Origin of the sequence: Bythopirellula sp. (assembly GCF_041737835.1) — a bacterium.
Taxonomy (GTDB): domain Bacteria; phylum Planctomycetota; class Planctomycetia; order Pirellulales; family Lacipirellulaceae; genus Bythopirellula.
On the sequence record NZ_JBGSQY010000046.1, the window covers coordinates 1 to 20,843 of the forward strand.

The 20,843-nt window shown below is 54.1% G+C and carries 14 protein-coding genes; 10 read left to right on the forward strand and 4 right to left on the reverse strand.

Features of this window, described 5'->3' with window-relative positions:
- Positions 1 to 27: 27 nt before the first annotated feature.
- From AC6T8Q_RS13945 to AC6T8Q_RS13955, 3 genes are all read right to left on the reverse strand, one after another.
- Positions 28 to 1,317, reverse strand: a complete 1,290-nt coding sequence (locus tag AC6T8Q_RS13945; protein WP_500679656.1) for a hypothetical protein — start codon at positions 1,315 to 1,317, stop codon at positions 28 to 30.
- Between the two features lie 24 nt (positions 1,318 to 1,341).
- Positions 1,342 to 3,237 (reverse strand): Hsp70 family protein, encoded by a 1,896-nt coding sequence (locus AC6T8Q_RS13950; protein ID WP_500679657.1) that lies wholly within the window; start codon positions 3,235 to 3,237, stop codon positions 1,342 to 1,344.
- A 150-nt stretch (positions 3,238 to 3,387) separates the two neighbouring features.
- Positions 3,388 to 4,488, reverse strand: coding sequence for an aldose epimerase family protein (locus AC6T8Q_RS13955; protein ID WP_500679658.1), 1,101 nt, complete (start codon positions 4,486 to 4,488; stop codon positions 3,388 to 3,390).
- A gap of 319 nt (positions 4,489 to 4,807) precedes the next feature.
- Here AC6T8Q_RS13955 and AC6T8Q_RS13960 point away from each other — a divergent pair, with 319 nt between their 5' ends.
- The 6 genes from AC6T8Q_RS13960 (at position 4,808) to AC6T8Q_RS13985 (ending at position 12,226) form a co-directional block, all read left to right on the forward strand.
- Positions 4,808 to 6,496, forward strand: coding sequence for a ribulokinase (locus AC6T8Q_RS13960; RefSeq protein WP_500679659.1), 1,689 nt, complete (start codon positions 4,808 to 4,810; stop codon positions 6,494 to 6,496).
- A complete protein-coding gene (locus AC6T8Q_RS13965; RefSeq protein ID WP_500679660.1) occupies positions 6,489 to 7,184 on the forward strand; it encodes an L-ribulose-5-phosphate 4-epimerase in 696 nt (231 codons plus the stop codon). Before AC6T8Q_RS13960 ends, AC6T8Q_RS13965 begins: the two co-directional genes overlap by 8 nt.
- Before the next feature lie 17 nt (positions 7,185 to 7,201).
- A complete protein-coding gene (gene araA, locus AC6T8Q_RS13970; protein ID WP_500679661.1) occupies positions 7,202 to 8,707 on the forward strand; it encodes an L-arabinose isomerase in 1,506 nt (501 codons plus the stop codon).
- Between the two features lie 15 nt (positions 8,708 to 8,722).
- Entirely contained in the window at positions 8,723 to 10,117 is a 1,395-nt protein-coding gene (locus AC6T8Q_RS13975; RefSeq protein WP_500679662.1) for a glycosyl hydrolase, read from the forward strand.
- Positions 10,118 to 10,125: 8 nt separating this feature from the next.
- Positions 10,126 to 10,908 (forward strand): 3-ketoacyl-ACP reductase, encoded by a 783-nt coding sequence (locus tag AC6T8Q_RS13980; protein WP_500679663.1) that lies wholly within the window; start codon positions 10,126 to 10,128, stop codon positions 10,906 to 10,908.
- 109 nt (positions 10,909 to 11,017) lie between these two features.
- A complete protein-coding gene (locus AC6T8Q_RS13985) occupies positions 11,018 to 12,226 on the forward strand; it encodes a DUF6807 domain-containing protein (protein WP_500679664.1) in 1,209 nt (402 codons plus the stop codon).
- A gap of 36 nt (positions 12,227 to 12,262) precedes the next feature.
- Here the strand turns inward: AC6T8Q_RS13985 and AC6T8Q_RS13990 are convergent, their stop codons facing one another.
- Entirely contained in the window at positions 12,263 to 13,408 is a 1,146-nt protein-coding gene (locus AC6T8Q_RS13990; protein ID WP_500679665.1) for a dienelactone hydrolase family protein, read from the reverse strand.
- A 143-nt stretch (positions 13,409 to 13,551) separates the two neighbouring features.
- On the opposite strand from AC6T8Q_RS13990, the gene AC6T8Q_RS13995 reads away from it, so the two are divergent.
- From AC6T8Q_RS13995 to AC6T8Q_RS14010, 4 genes are all read left to right on the forward strand, one after another.
- Complete coding sequence (locus AC6T8Q_RS13995) at positions 13,552 to 16,026, forward strand: glycosyl hydrolase (protein WP_500679666.1); 2,475 nt, start codon at positions 13,552 to 13,554, stop codon at positions 16,024 to 16,026.
- Between the two features lie 296 nt (positions 16,027 to 16,322).
- Complete coding sequence (locus tag AC6T8Q_RS14000; RefSeq protein ID WP_500679667.1) at positions 16,323 to 18,098, forward strand: sodium:solute symporter; 1,776 nt, start codon at positions 16,323 to 16,325, stop codon at positions 18,096 to 18,098.
- Positions 18,099 to 18,124: 26 nt separating this feature from the next.
- Positions 18,125 to 19,543 carry an alpha-L-fucosidase gene (locus tag AC6T8Q_RS14005; RefSeq protein WP_500679668.1) on the forward strand — a complete coding sequence of 473 codons (1,419 nt, stop codon included), beginning with the start codon at positions 18,125 to 18,127 and terminating at the stop codon, positions 19,541 to 19,543.
- A 379-nt stretch (positions 19,544 to 19,922) separates the two neighbouring features.
- Positions 19,923 to 20,813, forward strand: coding sequence for a DUF4394 domain-containing protein (locus tag AC6T8Q_RS14010; RefSeq protein ID WP_500679669.1), 891 nt, complete (start codon positions 19,923 to 19,925; stop codon positions 20,811 to 20,813).
- The last annotated feature ends 30 nt before the right edge of the window (positions 20,814 to 20,843 follow it).

Genomic DNA, 20,843 nt, shown 5'->3' on the forward strand with positions numbered 1-20,843 from the left:
ACCAGACGCACCGCATCTCGCTTAAACTCATCGCTGTACGTCGGCCGCTGTTGCTTCGCTTGTATGTCCATCTATCGGACCTCCTTCGAGAACCATTATTCCGGCTCCCGCCACTGTCCGAAAGTCCTGGGCTATCGCACCTGGAAGTCCATTCGCGCTCAAGATATTAATGCTGGCAGCGTCAGTATTTCTGATAGTAATATTTTTGGAAGCCAACTGACCCTTGGGAATTGTGACCTCTCCAATATCCACATATTCATCACGTGAAATTTTTCTAGTTAAAGAATATTGAATTGTTGTTTTTGAATCGCTTGGTTTGGATATACGGGCGGTGAAACAGCGAGCATTCTCGTTGCCAAAAACTCCAACAGTAGCCGTGTCCGAGTCTCCAATAAATACGATTGCCTCAGATTCTTGGCCAGAATTTCTTGTATTAGTCGTAGTTGGTTGTGACACATGAACCTTAAATTCGATTTCCTCACGCATTTCAACAACTTCATCATCAATGGCTCGAATTTCGATTCTTTTTGAAGATTGATTGGAGGGTATTGTAATACTAAAACTTTGACCAATTAGATTTTGCCCTGGCAAGAGGTAGTCCAAACCATGAGTCGCCGTACCTGACACGCGAATAGATATGTGAGTATCAGATATAGCCGGTGGATCAATCTTTATGTCTAAATAGCAGGGGCGTGAATTGCTCTCACTCCCATGTTGTACAGATATCGCCAAGCTTGGTTTTTGTGATTGTTGTGGCCTATCTCGGCTCAACCAAAGAATCCCAAAACCGGCAATTGCCAAGGTAAACGTCAACAAATACCAGCCCAGCACAAGATTACTTGCTGGGCGTTTCGATGAGCGATATTTGATCGAGGAAAACTCGGCATCGACTTTGATGTCGAGCGAACGTTTTTGGTCCGTTGATGAAACTAGAGGAGAAGGCTGACGCAGTTCCGGCTGTTTAGCAATGGGGACCGCCTTTGTCTTTACAGGCGCCGCATCCATTGTCGCGACTTGCTCGCTGGAGGTGGTTTGCGCGAGCAATCGAGCATCATAAGCGGCTTTTTTCTGCGCGTTGAGCAGGCATAGCTTGGCCTTCGCCAATTCCGCGAGCAGCGATTGTGATTCGCGGCTGTACCTCCCCACGGCAAAGGTCTTCACATGGGCCATTTGCCGGTCCGCGGCGGTCGCGATGACCTCCCGGTCGTCTTCAAAAAGTTTGAGCCCTAACAAGCAATAGTGATCCGGGGGCTGCAACTCCGGCGGAATGCTCAGCCATTTGTAATAGGGATCGAACTCAGTATCTGACGTTGCCATGCTCGTGATTATTTTCCCGGGCCTCTAGCCAATCCATGCCAACCATTCGGGCAAATATTCAACCAAGTTAGGGTTCATCCGGCAGACGATGAAGAGCCCTAACAAAATCCCCAGGATTGAGAACAGAATATGGCCGACCAGATTTGACCAAGGCTTTTGACGGCTGGAAACGTGCCGCGTGGCCGTTGGTAGGATGCGTTTTTCTTGAAGGTTGGATTTAAGCACCTCGGACGCCGCCAAAGGAGCCCCTTCGTTGATCACGGGGTCAAGCTTGTTATTCTTTGGAGCCTGAGTCTGGACGGCAAGGATCTCGTTTTCGAGTTCCTCTGGGGTATTGTCGATCAGAGCCGCATCGATAATTTGGGCGATCCCTTCGAACTGAGAGTAGCCACCATCCTGGCAAATCACTTTTTTCCATTGTTGCAGTCTCGCACTGGGGAGGGTGCGAACTCGTTGCAATTCCATTTTGGCTTCGCGCCCCACGCCGGGGATCTGCGCTTCAACCGAGAGCCTTCCACTGCGGTCAAAATTGTAAACGACTTCGACCTTGGTTCCTTTGACCAGCCCGACTGGGAGATTGTTAATGCGGGCCCGGCCTAGTTCTTGGCAATGATCGGGCTGTTTACTTTCACCCTCCAAAAGCCGCACCAACACATTGCGCTGGTTGTCTTCCTTGGTGACGAACTCGCGTTTCACCGTCGCGGGGAGTGGGCTGTTTTTGGGAATTAACGTGATATTTTCTTTGCGGAGCGTTCGCTCGTCGATTCCTTCAATACCCAAGCTGTGAGCGGCCACGTCGGTCACGCGCAGGCCGAACGTGTCGCTTGCCGGTGAAGCCTCTTTTTGCCTGAGAAAGGCGCTTACGGCGGCACCGCGGGCCACTGCTTCATCGGGATGGATGGCGTCGTCGGGCGTTTTACCCGAAACGTCTCTGAGCATGTGGTGGACCATCGGCATTCGCGTTGAACCTCCGACCAAGAGAATGCGGTCGATGTCGGACCATGTCAGGCCTGCATCGCGAATCGTTTGCCGCGAAGTGAAGGCTGTGCGCTCTAATAGGTCAGCGGTCAAATCTTCAAATAGTTCGCGCGTGATAGTGAGGTTCAATATCCTACCAAGGTGGCTGAGTCGCACTTCCACCGCGGGCGTATCTGACAATTGATGTTTCACCAACTCCATTTGACGGCGGAGAATAAAGTTGGCCTGCTCGTCGAAAGGAGGCAGATCGGGGTACGCTTCGATGAGCGCTTCCTTGGCATGCTCGACAAGACGGAGGTCCCAGTCATAGCCTCCGAGGCAAACATCGCCATCGGTGGCCAAGGTTTTGATCTCGCTCCCTTTGAGTTCGATGACCGTGACGTCGAATGTGCCGCCGCCCAAGTCGTAGACTAGAACGCGCATCCGCCGGCGAGCTTGGCCACTTGTATTGAGGTATCCGAGGCTTTGGCCGAACGAAAGGGCCGCGGCGGTGGGTTCGTTGACGATATCGATAACATTCAAACCGCTGATTTGGCCAGCATCGAACGTCGCTTGGCGTCGGCCTTCGTCAAAATACGCGGGGACTGTGATCACGACGTCACATTCATCAGTAAGCTTCGACGCAATATCGCGATGAAGCTTACGCAAGATAAAACCTTGGATGGCCTCGGGAGGGATCATTCGCCCGCCGATAGCGCGATGATAGTGTGCCGAACCCATGTCACGCTTGGCACACTCGGCGGTACGGTCGAGGAAATCAGCCCCGGCCTCACGGGCAGCTTTGCCTACGATCACTCGATCGTCGTTGAAGAGAGCCACACTGGGGGTAAGCGTCTCCCCTTCCGAGTTGGGTAGAACTTTGGTTTCTCCCTCGGGCGTGAGATAGGCGACCACGGAATTGGAGGTGCCCAGATCGATACCTACAGCGATATTGCGAGCCACGCAAGTGCTCCTGCGACGATTGGCGTTCTTGCCAACCCAAATAATTGTGCCCGGCAAATCTGTTCCTGAACGATTGAGTGTAATCCAACGGTCAGGGTGTTTCTAGGGTGAAAGAAAGGCGGGAATTGTGGAGCGCTAAGCCGCCAGCGGCTATTTTGTCGAGAACTTGAAAACGGTTTGGCTTTCGTAGTTTTCACCTGGGTTCAAAATCGTGTCGGGGAAACCGGGTTGGTTGGGGCTGTCGGGGTAGTGTTGGGTTTCAAGGCACAACCCGCCGCGGTGGACGTAAGTTTTGCCGCTTTTGCCTTTCAAGTTGCCGCTGAGGAAGTTGCCGCAATAAAACTGCACGCCGGGCTCGGTGGTGGTGATTTCCAAGAGCCGGCCCGATGTGGGTTCGTAAAGAGTCGCAGCGAGTTCAAGTTCGCCGCCGCGCTTCACGCGCTTGAGCGCCCAGTTGTGGTCGTAGCCGCCGCCGAATTCGAGTTGCTCGTTGTCTTGCTCGATGTCGCGGCCAATGGCTTTCGCTTCACGAAAATCAAACGGGGTCCCTTCGACCTCCGCAATCTCGCCGGTGGGGATCATTGTTGCATCGACGGGGGTGTACTTGTCGGCATTGATCATCAATTCGTGATCGAGGATCGTGCCCTCGCCTTCACCCTTGAGGTTGAAATACGCGTGCTGCGTGACGTTGACCGGCGTGGCTTTGTCGGTCGTGGCGGCGTAGTCGACGACGATTTCGTTGTCGTCGGTCAGAGTGTATTTCACGGTGACTTTGAGATTGCCGGGATAACCTTGCTCGCCATCTTTCGCCAGGTAAGAGAGTTTCACACCGTTGTCACCCACGACTTCCGCATCCCACACGACTTTGTCGAAGCCAATCGTGCCGCCATGTAGGCTGTTGGGGGGATTGTTGATCGGAAGCTCGTACTCTTCGTCGCCGATGGAAAATTTGCCTTTGGCAATGCGGTTGCCGTAGCGACCGACAACGGCGCCGAAATAAGGCTTGTCGACCGCGTTGATGTAATCGGCCACATTGTCGTAACCGAGTGTGACGTCGGCGAACTTGCCATCGCGGTCCGGAACCTTAATTGAGGTAATAATCGCACCAAAGTTTGTGACACCGACCTCCATTCCCGCAGAGTTCTTCAGAGTGAATAACTCGATTTTGTCAAAGTCCTCGACCGTGACTTCGGCTTGGGTGAAACCGGAGAGTGAAACCAACAGTGTCAAAGCGAAAAGGAAACGTACCACGGCAACTCCTAATAACTCAGCGAGCTTAGATCAGACATTGGAAGAGATCGAAAAAAGCGTGACTTGAATTTAACGGTCGGCCGCCGCGTTGGCAACAATCGTCAAAGTTTCATGAAAAGCGCATCGGTGGTGACTTCGGTTGCAGGGACCATTTTTTGCGCCGGATATTGGCTTCCGTTCGCTCGATTGTCATTAGATAATGAGAATTCGCGATTTTCGTGCCGCGCGTTAGTAGGAAATGATTGAAGGACTCGTTGAAGTTCTTTGTCAACTTGTCACGCAATTCGGATTATCAATTTTCAGAGGCCACGGATCAGCCATGAAACAATATGCCATCGGAGTCGACTACGGAACCAACAGCGTGCGGGCGCTGGTCGTTGACATTGCCACGGGCGAGGAAGTTGCTTCGGCGGTTTATGATTACCCCAGCGGCGAAGCAGGGATCTTGTTGGATCCAAGCGACCCGAACCTCGCGCGGCAAAATCCTGCCGACTATATCGAGGGCTTTTTTCAATCGGTGGGCCAAGCCGTAAAGGAGGCGGGTGCGAAGTCAGGGTTTAGTTCCAATCAGGTTGTGGGGATCGGCGTCGACACGACAGGCTCCACGCCGATTCCTGTTGATAAAAGTGGCAAGGCGCTGGCGATGCTCGACAAGTTCAAGAATGAGCTCGCCGCGCATGCTTGGCTGTGGAAAGATCATACCTCGCACGCCGAGGCGGATGAAATCACGCGCAAGGCGAGCGAAGGCAACTATCCCTACTTGGCCAAGTGTGGGGGCACCTATTCTTCGGAATGGTATTGGTCGAAAATTTTGCATTGCCTGCGAACCGCGCCGCACGTGGCGGAAGCGACTTATTCATGGGTCGAGCTAGCCGACTTTGTTCCAGCTTATGTGACCGGTAACACCGATCCCGACAAGCTCGAACGCGGAATCTGCGCGGCCGGGCATAAGGCGATGTACCACGAAGAGTGGGAAGGTTTGCCGAGTGCCAAGTTTTTGGATTCGCTCGAGCCAGGTCTGTCGCGTTTCCGTTACTCGACCAAAGCTGTTGCTTCGAATCACAAGGCGGGAAAACTGACTGCTGAAGTCGCTATGAAAGTTGGTCTGCCGACGGGGATTCCTGTTGCCGTGGGTGCGTTCGATGCCCACATGGGTGCGGTGGGGTCCGGTTGCGGCAAAGGAACGCTCGTGAAGATCATGGGCACCAGCACTTGCGATTGCATGCCCGCGCCGATGACCGAGAAACTTCCCGATGTACCCGGGCTGTGTGGCATCGTGCCCGAATCGATTATGCCGGGAATGTATGGCCTCGAAGCAGGACAATCAGCGGTCGGCGACATCTTCAATTGGTTTGTGAAGCGTCTCACGCCGGCCTCTTATGGCAGCGAGGCGGAAGCTCACGTGAAGCTGACCGAAGCAGCCGCGAAGTTAAAGCCGGGGGAATCCGGCTTGGTCGCGCTCGATTGGAACAACGGCAATCGGACGGTGTTGGTTGATCCGTTGCTCACGGGACTACTCATTGGACAAACTTTGCACACGACTGCGGCGGAAGTTTATCGCGCGCTGGTGGAGGCCACGGCGTTTGGCGCGCTGACGATCATCAATCGCTTTGAAGAATATGGCGTGACGGTCGAGCAGGTGATCAACTGCGGTGGCATTGCCGAGAAGAATCCGCTGGTGATGCAAATTTACGCCGACGTCTGTGCCCGGCCGATGAAGATCAGTCGCTCGGCACAAACGTGTGCCTTGGGGGCGGCGATCTTTGGGGCCGTGGCGGCGGGGGCGCATCCTTCCGTGGAAGCCGCACAAGCCGCCATGACGGGGGTGAAGGAAACGGTTTACGAACCAATTGCCGCGAACGTGGCCGTCTATTGCGAACTCTACAAAATCTACAAGACGCTGCACGATGCGTTTGGCACGAAGGAATTCACGGGCTCGCTCGCTGGCGTGATGAAAGATTTGATTCGTATCCGCGAGCGCGCACGCAAGGGAGCTGGTCATGCTTGAGGCACTCAAAGAACAAGTTTGTCAGGCGAATCTCGATCTCGTGGCCCAAGGTTTGGTGACGCTCACTTGGGGCAACGTCAGCGGGTTGAGCGAGGATCGTCAGTATGTCGTGATCAAAGCGAGCGGCGTGGCTTACAGCCAGATGCGGCCCGAGCACATGGTCGTCGTTGATTTGGACGGCAAAGTTGTGCAAGGGGAATTACGACCGTCCAGCGATACGCCCACACACGTGCTGCTTTACAAAGCTTTTCCGCGTGTGGGGGGAATCACGCATACGCATAGCCGTTATGCTACGATGTTCGCGCAAGCTCGATTGGAAATTCCTTGCTTGGGGACAACCCACGCCGATCATTTTTATGGTGCCGTGCCGGTGACGCGACCTCTGACCGAACAAGAAGTCGCTGACGCCTATGAAGCCAACACGGGGCATGTGATTGTCGAGCGGTTTGAGAAGCTCAATCCTAACGCGATGCCGGGTGTTCTGGTGGCGGGCCACGCGCCATTCGCTTGGGGAACGTCAGCAGCGAAATCGGTGGAGAATGCCGTCGCGCTCGAAGCGGTGGCCGAGATGGCATGGGGGACGCGCATGTTGGTGAATCCTCCGCCTGAACTCGAACCTTATGTTTTGGAAAAACATTATCAACGCAAACATGGGCCGGATGCTTATTACGGCCAGCGCAAGCGATAAGACTTTAGAAAGCAAATATGATTGATCTCAAGGAATATGAAGTTTGGTTTGTCACCGGCAGCCAGCACTTGTATGGCGTGGAAACACTCAAGCAAGTCGATCAGCACTCGCACACAATTGCCAAAGCACTTAATGAGTCGAGCGATATCCCGGTACGGGTGGTGTTCAAGCCTGTGCTGACAACGCCCGATGCGATTCTCGAAATTTGCCAGGAAGCCAACAGCGCGAACAAGTGCATCGGGCTGATTACGTGGATGCATACCTTCTCGCCGGCGAAGATGTGGATCGGCGGGCTGAGCGTGCTCAACAAACCGTTCGTGCATTTGCATACGCAGTTCAACAATGAAATTCCTTGGGCGACGATCGACATGGATTTCATGAATTTGAACCAATCGGCCCACGGCGGCCGTGAGTTTGGTTTTATGTGCAGTCGGATGCGTTTGCCGCGGAAAGTCGTGGTTGGGCATCGGCAAGAAGATCGCGTGCATCGCGAATTGGGAATTTGGACCCGCGCAGCGTCGGCTAGGGCTGATGCACGTACCGCGAAGATTGCCCGCATCGGCGACAACATGCGTGAAGTGGCGGTCACGGAAGGTGACAAAGTCGCCGCGCAATTGCAGTTCGGCTATGCGGTCAATGGTTATGGGCTGGGGGACCTCGTTGAGCATGTGAACGGCATGAGCGATGGCTCCGTCGATGCATTGTGCGATGAATATGACGCGACGTATCAAATGGCCCCTGCCCTGTTGGCCAAGGGGGAACGGCGGCAATCGCTGCGCGACGCGGCGCGCATTGAGTTGGGATTACGTTCGTTTCTCACCTCGGGCGGCTTCGTGGGATTTACCGACACGTTTGAAAATTTGCACGGCCTGAAACAACTTCCCGGCTTGCCGACGCAACGATTGATGGCCGACGGCTATGGCTTCGGCGCGGAAGGTGATTGGAAGGGCGCGGCGTTGGTGCGAAGCGCGAAAGTCATGGCGGCGGGGCTCAAAGGGGGCACGTCGTTTATGGAAGACTACACCTATCACTTAATCGGCGATGAATCTTTGTGCTTGGGCTCGCACATGCTCGAGATTTGCCCAACGATCGCCGACGGTAAACCAACGTGCGAGATTCATCCGCTGGGGATTGGTGGCAAGGAAGATCCCGTGCGGTTGGTATTCAACACGCCAACCGGACCCGCCGTGAATGCGGCGTTCGTCGACATGGGGAATCGCTTTCGCATGGTGCTGAGCGAAGTCGACGTTGTGGCCCCCGAAAAGCCTCTCGAAAAATTGCCCGTGGCACGAGCGGTATGGAAACCACGGCCAGATCTGAAGACCGCCGCGGCGGCGTGGATTCATGCCGGCGGCTCGCATCATCCCGTGTTTAGTCAGGCACTCACCACGGAACACTTCGAGGACTTTGCCGAAATGTGCGGCGTGGAGTTTTTGGTGATCGACGCCGACACGCGGATTCGAGAGTTCAAGAACGTCATTCGTTGGAACGATGCCAGCGGTGTTTATGATCGGAAGTTTTGAGGCTGACAACTGCGCATGATCGAAATCAATAATGAATTACGGGCTGCCGATCTGTTGCCACGACTAGAAGTTTTCTGGTCGGCATCGGCGAATTGTATTCGCTCGATTGAAAAGAGTTGCCCGCCTGGTTCGGCTTCACCTGTATTCACTGTCGCGGGCAAGTACACGGCCAAAGGTTGGACAGAGTGGACGCAAGGGTTTCAATATGGCTCGGCGGTTCTGCAATTCGATGCCACGGGCGATGAAGAGTTTTTGGAACTTGGTCGGCGGCGAACCGTGGAGGTGATGGCTCCCCATTTGACTCACGTCGGGGTACACGATCACGGTTTTAATAATGTTAGCACCTATGGAAATCTCTGGCGGCTGATGAATGAAGGCCGCTTGCCAGAGGATGCGTGGGAACGCGATTTTTATGAACTCGCGCTCAAGGTCACCGGAGCCGTGCAGGCTGCGCGGTGGTCGAACACGTCACCGGCGGCGGGGGGCATTGGCTATATCTATTCGTTCAACGGTCCGCAATCGTTGTTTGTCGATACGATTCGCTCGTGCCGGGCGCTGGCGGTCTCGCATCAGTTGGGTCACGCGTTGATGGGCGAACGTGACCAGAAGATCAGTTTACTGCAACGATTGGTGGAACACGCAGCGAATACAGCGAAGTACAACGTATGGTACGGCGAAGCTCGCGATGCGTATGACATTCGCGGCAGAACGGCGCACGAGTCGGTGTTCAACACTAATAACGGCGACTATCGTTGCCCTTCGACGCAGCAAGGCTACTCGGCGTTCAGCACTTGGACGCGCGGCTTGGCTTGGGCGATGGTTGGCTTTGCCGAAGAATTGGAATGGCTCGCAACCCGCACGGATGCTGAACTCGAATCCGTGGGAGGCCGCGCTGGTGTCGAAGCAATTTTCTTAAAAGCGGCGCGGGCGACGTGTGATTTTTATCTGGAGTACACGCCGATCTGCGGTGTCCCTTATTGGGACACCGGGGCACCGGGTCTTGCGCATATGGGGGGTTATCTCGCTCGACCGGCGGAGCCATTTAATGACTTTGAACCGGTGGATAGCTCGGCGGCGGCGATTGGCGCGCAGGGCTTGTTGCGGCTGGGCAACTATCTCATCGCTCGCGGCGAAAACGCTAGCGGGAATCAATACCGGCAGGCGGGGTTGACCGTTGCTAACACTCTGCTTTCTGATTTGTATCTTTCCAGTGAGGTGAAGCACGAAGGCTTGCTGTTGCACTCGGTTTATCATCGGCCCAATGGCTGGGATTACATTCCACCGGGACAGAAGATACCTTGCGGCGAGGCGTGCATGTGGGGCGACTATCATGCGCGCGAGCTGGCGCTGATGATTCAGCGTGAAGCCACGGGCCAACCGTATTACACGTTCTTTGGACCAACGAAGTAACATTTGCCATGGCTGTATCAACGAAAAAAGTGGCCCTCGTGACTGGTGGAACGCGGGGGATCGGTCTTGGTATCTCGCAACAACTCGCGCGTGATGGTTTTAGCTTGGCCGTAAATGGCCGCCGTGCAGAGGCTGATGTTGCGGAAGCGGTTGATGCACTTAAGAAACTAGGTGCTGAGGTGCTTTACTGCCTAGCCGATGTTGCTGATGCGGCGGAGCGAGAACACATGGTGACGGCGATTCGCAATAAATTCGGGCGACTCGACGTCCTGGTGAACAACGCCGGCGTGGCTCCCGACGTGCGGGCTGACTTGCTGGATGCCACGCAGGAGAGTTTTGATCGGTTGATCAGTATCAATCTCCGCGGGCCGTATTTCCTCACACAGCTTGTGGCGCAGTGGATGATCGAGCAGCATCAAGCCGACGGCAAGTTTGCTGGCGTGATTGTCAATGTGTCCTCGGTCAGCGCGACCGTGGCTTCGGTCAACCGCGGCGATTACTGCATCAGCAAAGCGGGGGTTGCCATGGCCACACAGTTGTGGGCCGCGCGGCTTGCGGAGTATGGGATTCAAGTTTACGAAGTCCGCCCCGGCGTGATTCGCACGGACATGACGAGTGGCGTCGTCGAGAAATACGACAAGCTGATTGCCGAGGGTCTGACGGTCGATCCTCGCTGGGGAACGCCGGAAGATGTCGGCCGCGCGGTGGGTGTGCTCGCACGCGGCGAGTTGGCCTACGCCACGGGGAACGTGATTATGGTCGACGGTGGTTTGACTTTGCCGCGGTTGTGAGATTTTACAGGAGAAAGCAGAGGGAGCAGAGGTAAATTACGTCATCCTGAGGGAGCCTAAGCGACTGAAGGACCTAGTTTGTAGTGTCAGCACGGTTGGAATTCTCGGAATGACAAAACAGTTGTTAAACATTTTCTTGAGCCTTCTCGTGCTAGGTGCACCATCCGTGTACGCCGCCGACGTTGAACTCTCAGCCGGTGACACAACTCACCCCGTCGGGACGATCTTCGAAATCCCCGCGCCGCCGGAAGTCGATGCGAAAATCAAGACAGTCACGCTCATCAACGAAGAGGGTGCGCGACTGATCGTGCAGCGTGATCCGTCGAATCCGTCGCGGATGCTGGGGATACTCGACAAGGTGCTGCCTGCACATGAAATACGCAAGTATCAGATAACAATCGACGCGACGCTCGAGGCGTCCACCCCCCAGGTGGAATGTTTGCCCAAAGGCAAAGATTACGAAATCACCGTGCACGGCAAGCCGGTACTGCTTTATAACGCTGCGCTGAAAGAGTGTCTTGTCGAAGGCTTCGCGGAGTGTCGACGAAGCGGGTTTATTCATCCTGTATATGCGCCGGATGGCACGATTGTGAGCGACGATTTCCCGCCCGAGCATCCGCATCAACATGGCATCATGCTCGCCTGGGTCGATAGCGTCTTTCGTGGTAAGCCAATCGATTTCTGGAACTCGATGAAGCAGCAAGGCGTCGTCGAGCATTTTGCCGTGGTGGATATGCTCAACGGCCCCGTCTTTGGGGAGCTCAATGTTGAACTTAAACATTCGCAAATTATTGCGGATGGCAAAAGCGATCCCATCCTCGACGAAGCGTGGCGAATTCGCGTGTTTAATTCGGTCGATCCGCACGTGATTGAAGTGCGATCGACCCTCAAATGTGCGACGGATGATCTGCTGCATCTCAATGAATATCACTACGGCGGGATGGCCTTCCGTGGCGCGCGGAGTTGGTCGTTCGGCAAGGCCGAGTTTCTCACGAGCGAAGGTAAGGACCGCGAAAGTGGCAACCACACGCGGCCGCTCTGGACGGCGATCACGGGCGATGTCGACGACAAGAGCTACACCGTGGCGGGGATGGAGTCGGCGAAGAATTTTCGCTTTCCCCAGCCCGTGCGGTTGCATCCTGACATGCCGTACTTTTGTTGGTCGCCGTCGGTATTGGGCGAGTTTGAGATTGTTCCCGAAAAGCCGTTTGTTTCTGAATATCGCTTCTTCGTGTTCAACGGTGGCGCGGATAAGGGACGGCTTGATGAATTGCAGCGCGAGATGGCGGCGCCGTTGGTCGGGACTTTGGTGGAGTAGTAGATCAACGCGTGTACGGCAGCGGGACGCTGCCGGCTAACGTTTGGTTTCAAGTTGTTGTCCGAGCCACGCGAACGCTTCGTCTTGCATTTCCACATTGAACACGTGCGGCACGTCCCAAAGTTTGGTTTCCAGTCTTTCGCTCGCGTTTTGTGATTCCCAGACGGCTCGCATTTTTTGAAATGCTGTTTCGACGGCGGGGACGGGGTAGATCGTGTCTTGGCGGCCGTTATAAAACAGCATCGGTTTGGGGCAGGCGATGCTCGCGACGTCGGGCGTGTCGAGCGAAAGCGACAACCCGGGATGCAGCATTGTGAATGACGATTGACCTTGTGTGATGTTGGTGCCGGGAACCATCAGCTCGGGCAAACTTGCCATCGAACAGAGGCAGAGACCCGCCGTAATGCGATCCGACATCGCGGCGAGATGCCATGCGCGATTCGATCCCATCGAGAAGCCAAGTGCTGCGATTCGTATAGGATCGACTTCGGGAAGTGAAGCCAGGAATTCAGCGGCTTGGAGATCTTCTTGCGATATTAGGCCTGCATAGCTGATCCCCATTTGCATGAGATTCGACGCGAGGGCTTGCTGGTTTTCATAGCCTCCTCCGCCGCGGCCGGACCAATTGAGTGCATCGGTCGCCAGACAAACATAGCCACGCCGGGCGAGTTCATCGCCAACAAAACGACCGCCGTAGCATTTGTCGGCCCATTCTTCCGCCAGCGAGACTTTTTCTTTAGGCACCTCCCACGGCCGTACCATTTTTTCCTTGCCAATTCGGAACTCAGCACCATGGTCGTGAAGCAATAGTACGGCCGGAAATGGCCCTTCTCCTGCCGGGACCAGCAAGTAAGCGAGCGCCCGGCTATCGCGCGAGATGTTAAAAGCAACTTTGTGCGACGTGTAGCCATCGCACTTTTTGCTGGCGAGGATTTGTGGATCAAAGTCTCGTACAGGCAATGTGGACAACCAACTTGAGCGGACCTTTTTTTGTGCTTCAAGGTGCCAGACGTCAAATGATTTGCCATGCTGTTGGGGCCAAGCCAACGGAAAATCAAGCCGATTGGTCATGGATTCGTAAAAAATGGGGAGCTTGTCAACGACACCCACGGTTTGGTAAGCGGACTGAGCCAATACTGGCATGGTCAGCAGTGATGACAGCAGTAGGACATGGAGATTCATTCGAAATATCTAGCTCTTGATGTGAATTCGGGCATTGAACGAGGTCAGTTATCTTGAATGTAAGTAACTTTCCGCCTGTGGCAATCATGGTAAACTGACTGTACGGATTCCTTTTCTTCGCTGTGCCAAACGTACTCTACGATATGAAGCACTTTGTTTGGCTCTTAATGCTATGTTTTGCGCTAGGTCTAGTCCGCCATGCTTCAGCTGAAGGTGTGGCATGGCCAAAGATCACACAAACGGCCAAGCCGTGGACGCGGTGGTGGTGGCATGGGTCGGCGGTGGATCGCGAAAATATTACGCTGTGCTTGGAGGAATACGCTGCCGCGGGGTTGGGGGGCGTGGAGATCACCTGCATCTATGGCGTGAAAGGGACCGACGGTCGGCAGCTTTCTTATCTTTCGCCTGAATGGCTGGACGCGGTGACCTTTGCTGTTGAAGAGGCTAAGCGGTTGGGGATGGGTGTGGATTTGCCGTCGGGTTCCGGGTGGCGGATGGGAGGCCCGGATGTAATGCTTGCTGAGAGTGATGCTGTGTGGGAGAGCACTAAGCCGCGAGCGGCTGGGAGATTGTTGGGTGAAAAAGTGAAACGGCCTGCGCCTGGGGGTGAGGGTTATACGATCAATCCGTTTTCGCGGGATTCGGTCGAGCACTATCTCAACGACTGGGGGAAGAAAACTGCATCACTTCCCAACGATTTGATTCGGGCGTCGTTTCAAGATTCGTTTGAATACGACGGCGATTGGAGTGATCAACTCCTCTCGAAATTCGCTCAAGCGCGCGGGTATCGATTGGAAGATCATTGGCAGGAACTTGCCGGCGAAGGCGATCCCGAGACGGTCGCGCGGGTGAAAGGCGATTACCGCGAGACGCTCAGCGATTTGGTGCTTGAGGAATTGATCGTGCCGTGGGTGGAGTGGTCGCATGGGCGGGGGCAGGTTGCGCGGAATCAGGCGCATGGTTCGCCGGGGAATTGGCTCGACTTATACGCGGAGAGCGATATTCCCGAGACGGAATCGTTTGGCCGGTTGGAGGATGACGACGCTGATCCATTGATTCAGAAGTTTGCAAGTTCCGCGGCGCATGTTGCGGGTAAGAATTTGGTGGCCGCGGAAACGGGGACTTGGCTCGACGAGCATTTCCATGTGACGTTGGCCGAGTTGAAAGAGCGAATCGATCAGCAGATGCTCGCGGGAGTGAATCACGTGATTTATCACGGCACGGCGTATTCCCCCGCCGAAGCTGTGTGGCCTGGTTGGTTGTTTTACGCGTCGACGCAACTGAATCCACAGAATCCGATCTGGCGGGATTTTCCAGCGCTCAACGCCTATGTTGCTCGCTGTCAGGCGATGCTACAAGCCGGCGAGCCATCAAACGATTTGCTGGTGTATTGGCCGATTCACGACGTGTGGCACGATGCGAAGGGCTTGCGGAAGGATTTTCGTGTTCACAATTCCAAGGATTGGTTTTTCAATCAGCCGATTGGTGAAGCGGCTGAGTACCTGGATAACATGAGAATCAGCTTTGATTACATCTCTGATCGTCAGCTTCAAAAGTGTGAAGCTGTTGGCGATCAGATCAAAACTCAAGGATCCAGTTATCAAGCGATTTTGATTCCCGATGCAAAGTACTTGCCAACGGCAACACTGATAAAACTTAAGGAGCTGGCAAAAGCAGGAGGCCGTGTTCTGTTTTGGAGAGAGTTGCCGGCGAGCCCACCGGGGCTGTTGAACGAGGAAAAGAAGCGTGAGTTCGCCGCGGCGATAGCAGATATGGGCGATTATGCTTTAGTAAACAGGGATCTATGGGGACTTATCAAGGCGGGTAATATCAATTCCGATACTGATGCCGACGGACAGGTATTGAAAACTATTCGACGTAGAATGCCGGATGGTTGGTGTTATTTTTTGAAAAATGTTTGGGAGCATAACTGTGACATTCGATTTGCAGCGCCGTTTGTGTGGGAAAGTGCGGTGTTGATGAACCCTATGACCGGCGAGATCGGCGAGCCAGCACTCAAAGATGGTTTTATTCGCGTGCAGCTTGCCCCGAAAGAAACCGTTTTTGTGCGGACGTTCGATCATGAGGTGAGCGCCGAGCCGTGGCAGTATCAGGAGATCGATGGCAAGCCCTTGGTGGTTGATGGTGAATGGGACGTGAGGTTTGTTGCTGATGGACCGGAGTTGCCGGAAGCGTTTCAAACCAGCCGGTTAGCAACGTGGACGCAACTGGCGGGGGAAGCAGGATCGAAGTTTGCTGGGACCGCCGCGTACACAATATCCTTGCCGCGTTTAAGGTCCGGAAGATATTTGCTCGATTTAGGTCGAGTGGCCGACAGTGCCCGGGTATTTCTAAGTGGGAAGGAATTGGGCGTGTTGTTTGCCCAGCCGTTTCAAATTCCCATTGAAATTACTGAAGCTAACAACACGTTAACGGTGGAAGTGACCAATGTCGCGGCGAATCGGATTCGCGATTTGGATCGCCGCGGTGTTGAGTGGCGAATCTTTGAGGATATCAACTTCGTGGGGATCGATTACAAGCCATTTGATGCGACGAACTGGCCCGTGCGCGAGGCGGGGCTGCTGGGGCCGGTGACGCTTAGCAAGCTGAAGGATTGATTTCTCGGCCTTTGACTGATAGAGGCTAGATTCTTCAGTCGCTAAGGCTTCTTCAGAATGACAGACGGATTATTTCGCCCAATCGGCAGAGTGTGGCGCAATTGTGCTGTGTATCGCGTGACAAATTCTAATCTCGCGCAAATGAAAACATACGCTGCGTTTTCGAGGGTATTTTTCTCGGCCGTGCGTCTGGAATTGCGCTAGTCGCCCTATTACAGTGGTGAATTACGAATCACCCGCCAAGTTAGCTGGCGGTGCTTGTCTTATTCTTCTCTGAATCGACGGAAAGGTCATTCATGGAATCGCTTGATTGGATCGTGATTGCTTGTTACTTCGCGCTGTTGTTGGGGGTTGCCTGGTGGGTGATCAGCAAGAGCAAGAATACATCTGCTGACTTTTTCCTGGCCGAGAAGAGCCTGGGCTGGTTCGTTGTGGGAGCATCGATCTTTGCCTCGAACATCGGCTCGGAGCATTTGGTCGGCTTGGCTGGCTCGGGTGCCACCGACGGCGTGGCCTTGGCTCATTACGAGTTGCACGCTTGGTGTTTGTTGGTCCTGGGTTGGGTCATGGTGCCGTTCTATGCCCGGTCTAAAGTCTTCACGATGCCGGAGTTTTTGGAACGACGTTTTTCACCTGCCTCGCGGTATGTGCTTTCGATCATTTCGCTCGTGGCTTATGTGGTCACGAAAATTGCCGTCGGAATTTTTGCCGGTGGTGTTGTGTTTGCGGTGTTGCTGCCGGAAATGCGACTGGGGCCACTGGATAGCTTTTGGCTGGGTTCGATTTTGGTGCTGGCTTTCACCGGTATTTACACCACGCTCGGTGGGTTTCGGGCCGTGGCTTATACCGAAGCGTTGCAAACGTTTATTCTGATTCTTGGCTCGGCGATGGTGACCTACTATGGCCTAGAAAAAGTTGGCGGGTGGGGTGAGCTACGCGAAACGGTTGGCAGCGAGATGTTCAATCTCTGGAAGCCGATTGTCCCCGAAGGTTTACCGGTCGAATGGTCGCCGGTTGAAACCCACAACGATCAAGGGGAGTTGACGAGCCAAGCGTGGTACTTCAACGGCAACTATCCGTGGCTGGGAATGTTGTTGTGCGCGCCGATTATCGGTTTGTGGTATTGGTGTACCGATCAATATATCGTGCAGCGAACTCTGGGAGCGCCCAACGAAACCGAGGCACGACGCGGCAGCATTTTTGCCGGCTACTTAAAGCTTTTGCCGGTATTTATCTTTATCGTGCCGGGGTTGATTTGCTGGGCACTGATTCTGAAATCAAGCACGGGCGAAGTTCAGGACATGAACTTCGCCGAAATGTTGGTGCCCGAGGAATCGATCAAGATCGCCGAAAGCGGTAAGGCGTTTCCGATGATGGTCAAGAACGTTTTGCCGGTGGGAATGCGCGGATTGGTCGTGGCCGGTTTATTGGCGGCACTCATGAGTTCGTTGGCCGGCGTGTTCAATGCTTGCTCGACGTTGTTCACGATGGACTTGTACAAAAAAAGGTATCCCCAAGCGTCCGAGCAACAGCTGGTGCGTGTCGGGCGTATAGCAACTGTCGTGATGGTGCTTGTCGGATTTGCTTGGATCCCGATTATCCAAGGCTCGAAAGGCCTGTACGACTACTTGCAATCCGTGCAGGGCTATCTGGCCCCGCCGATTTTTGTGGTGTTCTTTTTGGGTATCTTCTGGAAGCGGCTCAACGCCAAAGGTTGTTTGGCGGCGCTGGTCGTGGGGTTTGCGCTCGGCGTTTTTAGCTTGGCGGTGGATACGCCTCCCAAGATTTGGGCTGACTTCCAGTACACGGAAGGTTCGCTGCTGTGGATTGTTAACAAGATTTACTTTCAGTATTTCAGCTTGCTGATCTTTCTGGTGAGCGCTGCCGCGATGATCATCGTGAGCATGTTGACGCAAAAACCCGATTACGAACGCATCTCGGGTTTAACCTTTGGTACGCTCTCCGAAGCGGATCGAAACAAAACCCGCGAAAGCTGGTCGGGGCTCGACTTGGCAACTTCGGTGGGTTTGCTCGTCATTATCTTGGCAGCTTATGTGTATTTTACAGGGTGAGAATTGTTCATTGTCAGGAGGTCTTGATGGCTTGTCCTCGAGTATGGCTTTTTGGCTTGATCGTAATCGCACTCACAACGATATCTTCAAAAGCTCAACCTGAAGAGAAGCCGGCGCCAGGGCCAACGCTCACTTTCGAGCAGATCCCCTACGAGCCTTCAGCTGAAAATCTGGCCGCCCGGGAGGAATTCCGCGACGACGAGTTTGGCATCTTCATTCACTGGGGCGTCTACAGCGTGCTGGGGCGTGGCGAATGGGTGATGAACAACGAAAAAATTCCGGCGGCGGAGTATGAGAAGCTCGCCAAGGAATTCAATCCCACGAAGTTCAATGCGGCGGAGTGGGTTTCGCTCTTCAAGAATGCGGGGGCGAAGTACATCGTCATCACGTCGAAGCATCACGATGGCTTTGCGATGTTTGATGCCGAAACCGGGGATTGGGACATTGGCGATCGGACCGAATTTGGCCGCGATCCGTTGAAAGAACTTGCCGAGGAATGCGCCAAACAGGACATGAAGTTGTTCTTTTATCATTCGCATTTGGATTGGCGTCATCCCGAGTACTATCCCCGTGGCATGACGGGCCACGGATCGAAGAGGCCTGACGGCGGCGACTTTGAAAAGTACTTGGAATACATGGACGGTCAACTCGCCGAGTTGTTGGGCGGTCGGTATGGCGAGATCGGCGGCATCTGGTTCGATGGCTGGTGGGATCAGCAATCGAAAAGATTTGACGGCACGAAGGACGCCGACCCCAAGGCGACGCGGCTCGATTGGCAATTGCGGCGAACTTACGATTTGATTCACAAATTGCAGCCGGCCTGCCTCATTGGCAACAACCATCACGTCGCGCCGTTTGCGGGCGAAGATTTTCAGATGTTCGAGCGTGACTTGCCTGGCCAGAACAAAGGGGGCCACAGCCCCGATGCAGTGATTGGCAAGTTGCCGCTTGAAACCTGCGACACGATCAATGGAGCGTGGGGCTACAACGCCGACGATAAGAACTTCAAATCGCCGAAGGAATTGATTCACTATCTCGTGCGGGCGGCGGGAAATAATGCGAACTTCTTGCTGAACGTCGGCCCCAAGCCGGATGGCACGATTGATGAAGAATCGAGCCAGCGACTATTGGCGATTGGCGAGTGGATGAAGAAGAATGCCGCGTCTGTGCGACCCACGCGCGGCGGACCAGTGAAACCGCAAGCGTGGGGTGCCAGCACACGGCATGGCGACACGATCTATTTGCACATTCTTGAGACGAATGGTGCAGTGGATGGTTGGCTCAAACTAACGGGAACCGAGGGAATGGAGGTTGATGAACTTTCGCACTTCCCTGATGGCAGTGCAGTACAAATTCGTCGAAACAGCAGGGGAGAGCTAGAAGTGAAACTCCCCGTTCAACGAGATGATATAGACATCATTCTGACGGGTAAAAGTCCGGCCTAATCCCTGGTTTGTAAACAACCAGAGGTGATGCTTAGCGTTCAATGATTGGACGATCTCAGTCCAATCCATGGTCAGTCTACATTAGTAGTTTCGCAACTGGCTTTATTTGAACCAGCAATTGGCAGTCAGATGGTTGCACAAAATTCGAGCTTACACAGTACTTACGCATAGTTTTGTACGGTAATTGGACAGTTCAGCCAACTCGGTGCGAATTTCCATCTTTTTCCAATAATCGGCTCAGCATTTGCCAATCCAAACGGTGCGCGAGTGTCGTATCTCTCGTAGTGCGTTTGAGGGGCAAGTATCTTTCTGCGCTCAGCAATGGTCGCTTCTTGACCATTTAATCTTAAGAATTTCATCAGTGAGGGTGTCTACTGACATGAAGAGAACATTATTTACGCTACTTAGCGTAGGCTTGTTAAGCCTATCAACATCTGCGTACGCCGTGACGATTTACGGCGTGTCTGAAATTGGCGGCCAAACACTCGTGAGTTGGGATTCTGCTAACCCGACCGCTCTTCTTAATGGCTATAACATCAGCGGCTTGCAAAACAACGAGACAATCAAGGGAATCGATTTTCGTCCCTCGACCGGTGTCTTGTATGCTTTGGGAAGCACCAGTCGGCTTTATACTGTTGACGTGAACAGCGGTATGGCCACGGAAGTGCCACCCCCTGGCGTATTCACACCGACCTTGAATGGCTCGAATTTCGGCTTCGATTTCAATCCCGTGATTGATCGCATTCGCACGGTGTCGAACACGCGCAAGAATTATGTGCTGAATCCCAACGATGGCTCAGCAACCGGCGTCACGGATTTGTTCTACCCTGCCGGTGATCCTAATTTTGGTGTTTTCCCGAACGTCGAGTTCTCGGCCTATACAAACAGCTTCAATCCTGCTCCGATGACGACGCAGCTTTACGGTATCGACTCGAACCTCAACATCCTGGTTACCCAAGCCAATTCGGCGGGAACTTTGGGAACTGTTGGTCCACTGGGCGTCGACGTCACAGCCGTAGGTGGATTTGATCTTACGGGAGCAAATGTCGCTTACGCAGCACTGCTGCCCGCCGGTGCGTCTCAGTCACGGTTCTACAGTATCAATCTGCTGACTGGTGCCGCCACGGATTTGGGTGTTATCGATGGTGGTTTGATCATTGGCTCGATGGCGGTTGGCCCTGACGGGCTTGTCCCGTTCGTGCCCGAGCCAACCTCAGTTGTTTTGCTAGGTATCGCATTGGTCGCTTCCTGCGGACGCCGGCGTGCCTAAGTAACAAATTCTTAGGGCATTTTAAACGGG